Genomic DNA, 6,437 nt, shown 5'->3' on the forward strand with positions numbered 1-6,437 from the left:
GGGTTCGGCATGAGTGGTCCGGAGCGGAGCGGAGGGGCCGCTCATCGGGGGTGCGGGTTTCAGTCATGCCGCCGCCGGAGCGAAGCGGAGGGTTCGCCATGACCGGTGTGTTGTACGGCGTCTTCACCGTCGCCGACGTGCAGGTCGCCCTGCCGCTGTCGGAGCTGCGCGAGGTGATCCCGTGCCCGGCGTCGTTCGAGCCGCTGCTGGCCACCGGAGCGGGGCTCGTCGGCGCGGTCAACCTGCGCCACCAGGTCATCCCGGTGCTCGACCTGCGCCGGCTGCTGGGCCTTCAGGCACCGCCCGGCCAGGACGTGGTCGTCGTCGCGGCGCACGACGGGGTGATCTTCGGGCTGCTCGCGGGCGCCGTCCGCGGCGTGGTGCACGTCGACGCGGACGCCGATCTGGGCATGACCGTCAACGGCGAGCTGCCGCCGCTGTTCGGCCGTACCTTCGAGCGCCCCGACGACGGCGCCGTGGTCTGCGTGCTGGACTGCGCCGCGATCCGCCGCCTGCCGGGCATCGCGCTGGCCACCGACACCGGCGGCCCCAGCGGCGCGATGGCGCAGGCGCAGGCCCAGGGTGCCGCGTCCGCCGGCGCCGGCGGCACCCGCGGACGCGGCATGATGTTGCTGCGGGCCGGCGAGATCGGGCTGTGCGTGGACGTGTCGCACATCCACTCGGTCGTGCCGGAGCTGATGCTGAAGTCCTCGCCGATCGACAACGGCGTCATCCACGGCGTCGTCGAGCTCGGCGAGCGCTACGTGCCGACCGTCGACACGCTCGCCGTGCTCGGACTCGGCGCGCTCGCCCCGATCGACGCCAAGCGCGGAGTCGCCCTGGCCTTCCCGCGCGGCCTGCTGACCTTCGCGGTCACCGAGGTCGTCTCGATCGTGTCGGCGCCGCCGGACGACGTGCTGCCGACGCCCGCCTTCGGCCTGCCCGCGTCCGCGTTCGCCGTCGGCATCCTGCCCGGCCAGGCCGGCGGCTCGTACCTCGTGCTGGACGGCGCCGCGCTGCGCGCCGACGGCGAGCTCGAGGTCCTGGCCGCGCTCGGCACGCCGATCGGCGGCGCCGCGCCCGCCCGCCGCGAGGCGCCCGAGGGCCCGCCGGCGCAGGACGGGCGGGTCATCGAGCACCGGGTCCGCAAGTACCTCACGTATCTGGCCGGCGCGGAGGTCGCCACCCCGCTCGCCCAGATCGAGGAGATCGTCCCGCACCCGACGGACATCATCCCGTTCGCCGGCGGCGGCCCGACGCGTGGCGTGTTCACGCACCGCAGCACGTCGGTGCCGCTGGTGGACCTGCCCGCCCTGCTCGGCGGGCCGGCCGCCGGCGACCCGGCCGCCGCCCGGGTGCTGCTGGTCGCCGGGGTCGGGTTCATCGTCCCGGCGCTGCGCGCGATCGAGGAGTCGACGTGGGAGGAGCGGGTGCCCGGCGACGTGCCGGCCCCCACGTCGCTGGCCGGCAGCCCGCTGGTGAAGATCGGCACCCGCATGCTCGCCCGCCTCGACCTCGCCGGCTTCGCCCGCACTATGGTTGGCGACCGTGAACACGGCACCGATCCGGGTCGAGATTGACGGCCGCGAGCCCAGGCTCGAGGAGCTGTACCACCCGATCCTGGCCAACTACGGCCACTTCACCGCCATGCAGGTGCGCGGCGGCCGGGTGCGCGGCCTCGAGCCGCACCTCGACCGGCTCGCCGCCGCCACCCGCGAGCTGTTCGGCGCGGAGCTGGACACCGGCCTGGTGCGGGCCCGCCTGGCCCACGCGATCCGCGACGTGCCGGACGCGGCGGTGCGCATCAACGTGTACCGCCCGGACGAGCTCATGGTGGTGGTCGTCGTTCGGCCGCCGACGCCCGCGCCGCCCGCCCCGGTCTCGCTGCGCTCGGTGCGCTACGAGCGCCCCGCCGCCCACCTCAAGCACGTGGGTGGCTTCGGGCAGCGCTACCACGGCCGGCGCGCCGAGGCCGAGGGCTTCGACGACGCCCTGCTGACCGACCACACCGGTGCGATCGAGGAGTCGGCGATCGCCAACATCGGCTTCTTCGACGGCGCCGGCGTGACCTGGCCGACGGCGCCGCACCTGCCGGGCATCGCGATGGGGCTGCTGGCCCCGCGCCTGCCCGCCGCGGGCCTGCCCTCGCGCCGCGCCCAGGTGCTGCTGGCCGACCTGCCGTCGTACCGCGCCGCGTTCGTCGTCAACTCGATCGGCATCACCGCCGTGCACCGCATCGACGACGTCGACTATGGCGTGGACGCCGGCCTGATGCGCCGCCTGGCCGAGGCGGAGGCCGGCATCCCCTGGGACGAGATCCGGGCTTGAGTCAGGGCAGGCGGCGCAGGTGGGTGCGGCGGCCGTCGTGGTCGAAGACGCCGAGGATCTCGGCCGGGCCCCCGTGGGCGCCGAACGCGTGCGGCACCATCGTGGAGAACTCGGCGGCCTCGCCCGTCTCGATGAGGATCAGGCGCTCGCCCAGCAGCAGGGCGACCGTGCCGGACAGGACCGTGAACCACTCGAAGCCGGGGTGGGCGCGCAGCTGATCCGGGCCGGGGACGGGCCGGTCGATGCGCATCTTGGCCACCGTCCTGCCGCCGGGGCCGGCCTCGTGGCGCAGCGTCCACGTGGTCACGCCGCGCTCGGGCTCGTGCCGCGGGCGGATCACCACGTCGGCGTCGGCCGACTCGACGAGGTGGTCGAGGGTGGTGCCCAGTGCCCGGGCGATCGCGGTGAGCTGGTCGAGGCTGATGCGGCGGTGGCCGGTCTCGATGCGGCTCAGCGTCGACGGGCTGATGTAGCAGGCGGCCGCGAGGTCGTCGAGCGACATGCCCAGAGCGGCACGCAGCCCGCGGATGCGCTTGCGGACCAGCGAGTCGAGGTCGCTGTCTTGCGTCATACGCAAGATACTATGCGATGCAGGCAAGGCGCGGCTACAGTTGCCGCATGCCTGCGCACCACCACGGTCATCCACACGGCCAGCACCACCAGGGCCATCACCACCACGGCGAGGGCCTCGCCGCCCTCCTCGACCTCGACGCGGAGGTGCTGCGCAAATACCACGCCGGCATCGTGGGCTGGGTCCGCGAGCACGCCGCCGGCCGCGAGCCCGCCACGATCGTCGACCTGGGCGCCGGCACCGGCGCCGGGACCCTCGAACTGCTCGCCCAGTTCCCCCGGGCGAGCGTCGTCGCCGTCGACAGCGACGCCGCGATGCTGGAGCGGCTCACCTCCAACGCCGCGCGGCGCGGGCTCGCCGGCCGGGTCCGCACCGTGATCGCCGACCTCGACGCCGGCTGGCCGGACGGGATCGGCGAGGCCGACCTGGTGTGGGCGGCCAACTCCATGCACCACCTGGCCGACCCCGGCCGGGTCCTGCGCGAGATCCAGGCCGTCCTGCCCGCGGGCGGGCTGCTCGCCGTGATCGAGCTGGGGTCGTTCCCGCGCTTCCTGCCGGCCGACGCGGGCGTCGGCCGCCCGGGCCTGGAGGAGCGATGCCACGAGGCCATGGCTCGCCGCCGCGCCGAGGACATGCCGCACATGGGTGCCGACTGGGCCGCCACGCTCACCGGGGCCGGGTTCGAGGTGCGCGCCGAGCGCCGCTTCGCCGCCGACCTGCCGGCCCCGGCGCCCGAGGCGGCCGGCCGCTACGCCGTGGCCTCGCTGCGCCGGTCCCGCGAGGGCCTCGCCGACGACCTCGACGCCGAGGACATCGCGGCGCTCGACGCGCTGCTCGACGAGCAAGGCCCGCACTCGATCCTGCGCCGCACCGACCTGACGGTCCGGGCCGAGCGCCTGGGCTGGATCGCCGCCCGCCCCGCGTGAATCCGGCTGCGGATCCGCTCGTGCCGCGCGCCCGTCAGCGCGGCGCGCCGGCCTCCACCGGCACCGGTGGAGGCGGCAGTGCGGCATGCCTGGAGCGGGTGTACTCCCGCTCCAGGTCCTCGAGGGCGGCGCGCAGGACGGCCAGGCGCTGTTCCATGCCCGCGTCCGGCGCCGGGGCGGGCGCGCTCTCCTCCTGGTGGGCCTCCTGCAGCGCGTTGAGCACCACGCCGACGAGGAGGTTGGTCAGCAGGTACGACGCGGCGATCATGTACGACAGGTAGTACACGATGCCCCACTCCGTCACCTCGCGGCCGGCCTGCAGCGTGTCGGTGATGCCGTCCAGCGACAGCAGCAGGAACAGGGTGAGCATCGCCTGGCCCACGGTGCCGTACTGCTCGGGGTACGCCTTGCCGAAGATCATCCAGCCGAGCATCGCGTAGCCGTAGAGCACCAGCACCGTGATGAGCAGGAAGCTGCCCAGGCCGGGCAGGCTGCGCCGGATGCCGACCAGGATCACCCGCAGGCTCGGGAAGAGCCGGAACGTCCGCACGATGCGGGCCAGGCGCAGCAGCCGCAGCACGGTCACGTTCTCCCGCACGCCCGGCACCAGCGGCGCGAGCACGATCACGAGGTCGAAGAGGTTCCAGCCGTCACGGAAGAAGCCGCCGGCCCGCGGCAGGTGCGCCACGAAGCGGATGAGCAGCTCCACCGAGAAGCAGGCGAGGAAGGCGTACTCCAGGACGCGGAACGCCGGACCCGCCGTGCCGACGACGCCGCGGTACGTCTCCAGTCCGAGGGTCAGGGCATTGAGCAGGATGACGGCGAACGAGGCGACGTTGAACCATGGGGCGGCCACCAATGCGCGGCACGCGGCCGCCATCCGGGACACCGAAGTCGGCGTGCTGTCCACGGTGCGCGAGCGTACACAGCCGTCGGCCACCCGGCCGAAGGCGGGCCCGCTCGATTGTCGCCGTATCCGACGCAACCTTTCCGGTGCCGCACCCGTCGGTCTGGGTGACGGTTTACGAGAGGATTTCGGGGGCCTGACGTGACCCAGCAAGGTATCCGTAGATACACGGCATCCTCCTTCGAGGCGCCGGGCCGGCTCTTCCAGATCACGCGCGTGAGCCGGACCCACACACAGCTGTGGCTGCAGTCGGATGCGAGCGCGACCGAGCATCGTCTTGAGGTTCTGTTCCAGTGGGTCCAGTTCATCAGCGCACCGTTCGTCCTGAGCGGCCTCTATCTCCGGGAGGCCACGCCGGACGAACGGGCGAGGATCAGCGAACGGCACGCGCTGGAGGTGGATCCCCGATGGGGCCTCTACCTGCTGTCACGCGACCACGACTGGTTCGTCGTGTCCGGCAATCCGATCTGGGCCGAGTCGAACCTGGCGTACGACGACGAGCCGGTGTTCTGGTCATACGCGGGCCGCGAGGATCTCGTGATCTCCGTCGGCACAATGACGTGATCTCAGCAAGGATTCGGTAGGTTCCGGTATTCGAATTGGGTGGGGACGAGGCCAGCGCGGACGGTGTCACCGATGGCGGGCTGGCGGTGGCGTGGGGTGGGTGCGCCAACGGCTGGTGAGCAGCGCGGAGCCGCGTTCGCCGGGTGCATGTTGGTGCGCAGCAGCGCGTTGTAGGCCCGGTTGTCCGGGGCCAGTCGGGTGCGGCGGGTGCGGCGTTCGATGGCCGGCAGGCACGACACGTAGCGGACCGGTTGTCTCGGCATGTCAAAGGACGGCACGGTAGGCGACCACGGATGGCAGGGCCCCGACAAGTCGAGTTCTGTCCGTTTTGGAACACCAATCGCGATCCGGCCCCCCTGTTCGTGGGCCTTTGAGTGGCAACAGCACGGTGGGACAATTCGGACATCTCGCAACTTTGCCGGGCCCTGTCACGGATGGAGTCCTCATCCGTAGCTGGATCTTCGGGGGCTTCGCCCAGCTTCCAGCACTGTCCGATGTGGACGGTATGCGCGCGGCGGTCGCGTCATTCGGGAATCTGCACCGGCGGTCCATGGGGAAAGTGGCTGCTTGTTCCTGCCGTGCGGAGTGTTCGGCGGAAATGCCGCTCGGCCGTGCGCGGCATTGCCGAACGACGGCCGCGATGCACTGTTGGCCGTATATTTCCGCCGACCGTTCGATGCGTTGCCGGACCGGCGGGCCGGCGCAGCCGTGGCGTGGATGCGCGACGACGCTTTGGGCCAGGACCGGGCCGCCCGTCGCCGTCCACCTGACGCGGCGCGGGTTCACGGTCGTTTGCCGCGGTGCTGCTCGCGGGACGTTGCGCCTGGTCAGTCGGCGTGACCGGCGGCGGAGGTGGCGAGGGCGGCACCGGCCCCTGCACCGATCCGTGCACCGAGCCGTCCCGCTGGTCGCTGACCGCTGGCGGGGCGTCGCCGCGGATACGGCGGAGTTTCTCGGAGTGCCGTCTGGCGAGGCCCCAGTCTCGATGCCGTGCGTGCTCCCGGCGGAACTGCTCATTCGCCGGAGAATAGCGACGTGACCTGGTTCGGTCACGCATGGCAGCCAACTCCGCCCTTGAAAACAATCCCAGCTGCCCCATGCATGCAATTATCTCAGAATCCGGCCGAAACCACCGCCCCGA

Annotated in this window: 6 protein-coding genes; 4 read left to right on the top strand and 2 right to left on the bottom strand. The window is 72.5% G+C overall.

Annotation, left to right across the window (positions count from 1 at the left end):
- The first annotated feature begins 98 nt into the window (after positions 1-98).
- Together ABT297_RS39265 and ABT297_RS39270 are read left to right on the top strand one after the other, a co-directional pair.
- Positions 99-1,580, top strand: a complete 1,482-nt coding sequence (locus ABT297_RS39265; RefSeq protein WP_350557875.1) for a chemotaxis protein CheW — start codon at positions 99-101, stop codon at positions 1,578-1,580.
- On the top strand, positions 1,549-2,328 hold the full coding sequence (locus ABT297_RS39270) for an aminotransferase class IV (protein ID WP_350557878.1): 780 nt from the start codon (positions 1,549-1,551) through the stop codon (positions 2,326-2,328). The genes ABT297_RS39265 and ABT297_RS39270 overlap by 32 nt, the downstream gene beginning before the upstream one ends.
- A 1-nt stretch (position 2,329) precedes the next feature.
- On the opposite strand, the gene ABT297_RS39275 is transcribed toward ABT297_RS39270, so the two are convergent.
- Positions 2,330-2,899 (bottom strand): helix-turn-helix domain-containing protein, encoded by a 570-nt coding sequence (locus ABT297_RS39275; protein ID WP_350557881.1) that lies wholly within the window; start codon positions 2,897-2,899, stop codon positions 2,330-2,332.
- Between the two features lie 47 nt (positions 2,900-2,946).
- On the opposite strand from ABT297_RS39275, the gene ABT297_RS39280 reads away from it, so the two are divergent.
- Complete coding sequence (locus ABT297_RS39280; RefSeq protein ID WP_350557884.1) at positions 2,947-3,825, top strand: class I SAM-dependent methyltransferase; 879 nt, start codon at positions 2,947-2,949, stop codon at positions 3,823-3,825.
- Positions 3,826-3,859: 34 nt separating this feature from the next.
- On the opposite strand, the gene ABT297_RS39285 is transcribed toward ABT297_RS39280, so the two are convergent.
- Positions 3,860-4,735, bottom strand: coding sequence for an ion transporter (locus ABT297_RS39285; RefSeq protein ID WP_350557887.1), 876 nt, complete (start codon positions 4,733-4,735; stop codon positions 3,860-3,862).
- A gap of 138 nt (positions 4,736-4,873) precedes the next feature.
- On the opposite strand from ABT297_RS39285, the gene ABT297_RS39290 reads away from it, so the two are divergent.
- Positions 4,874-5,296, top strand: coding sequence for a hypothetical protein (locus tag ABT297_RS39290; RefSeq protein WP_350557890.1), 423 nt, complete (start codon positions 4,874-4,876; stop codon positions 5,294-5,296).
- The last annotated feature ends 1,141 nt before the right edge of the window (positions 5,297-6,437 follow it).

It is taken from the genome of Dactylosporangium sp. NPDC000555, from assembly GCF_040300025.1.
Taxonomy (GTDB): Bacteria; Actinomycetota; Actinomycetes; order Mycobacteriales; family Micromonosporaceae; genus Dactylosporangium.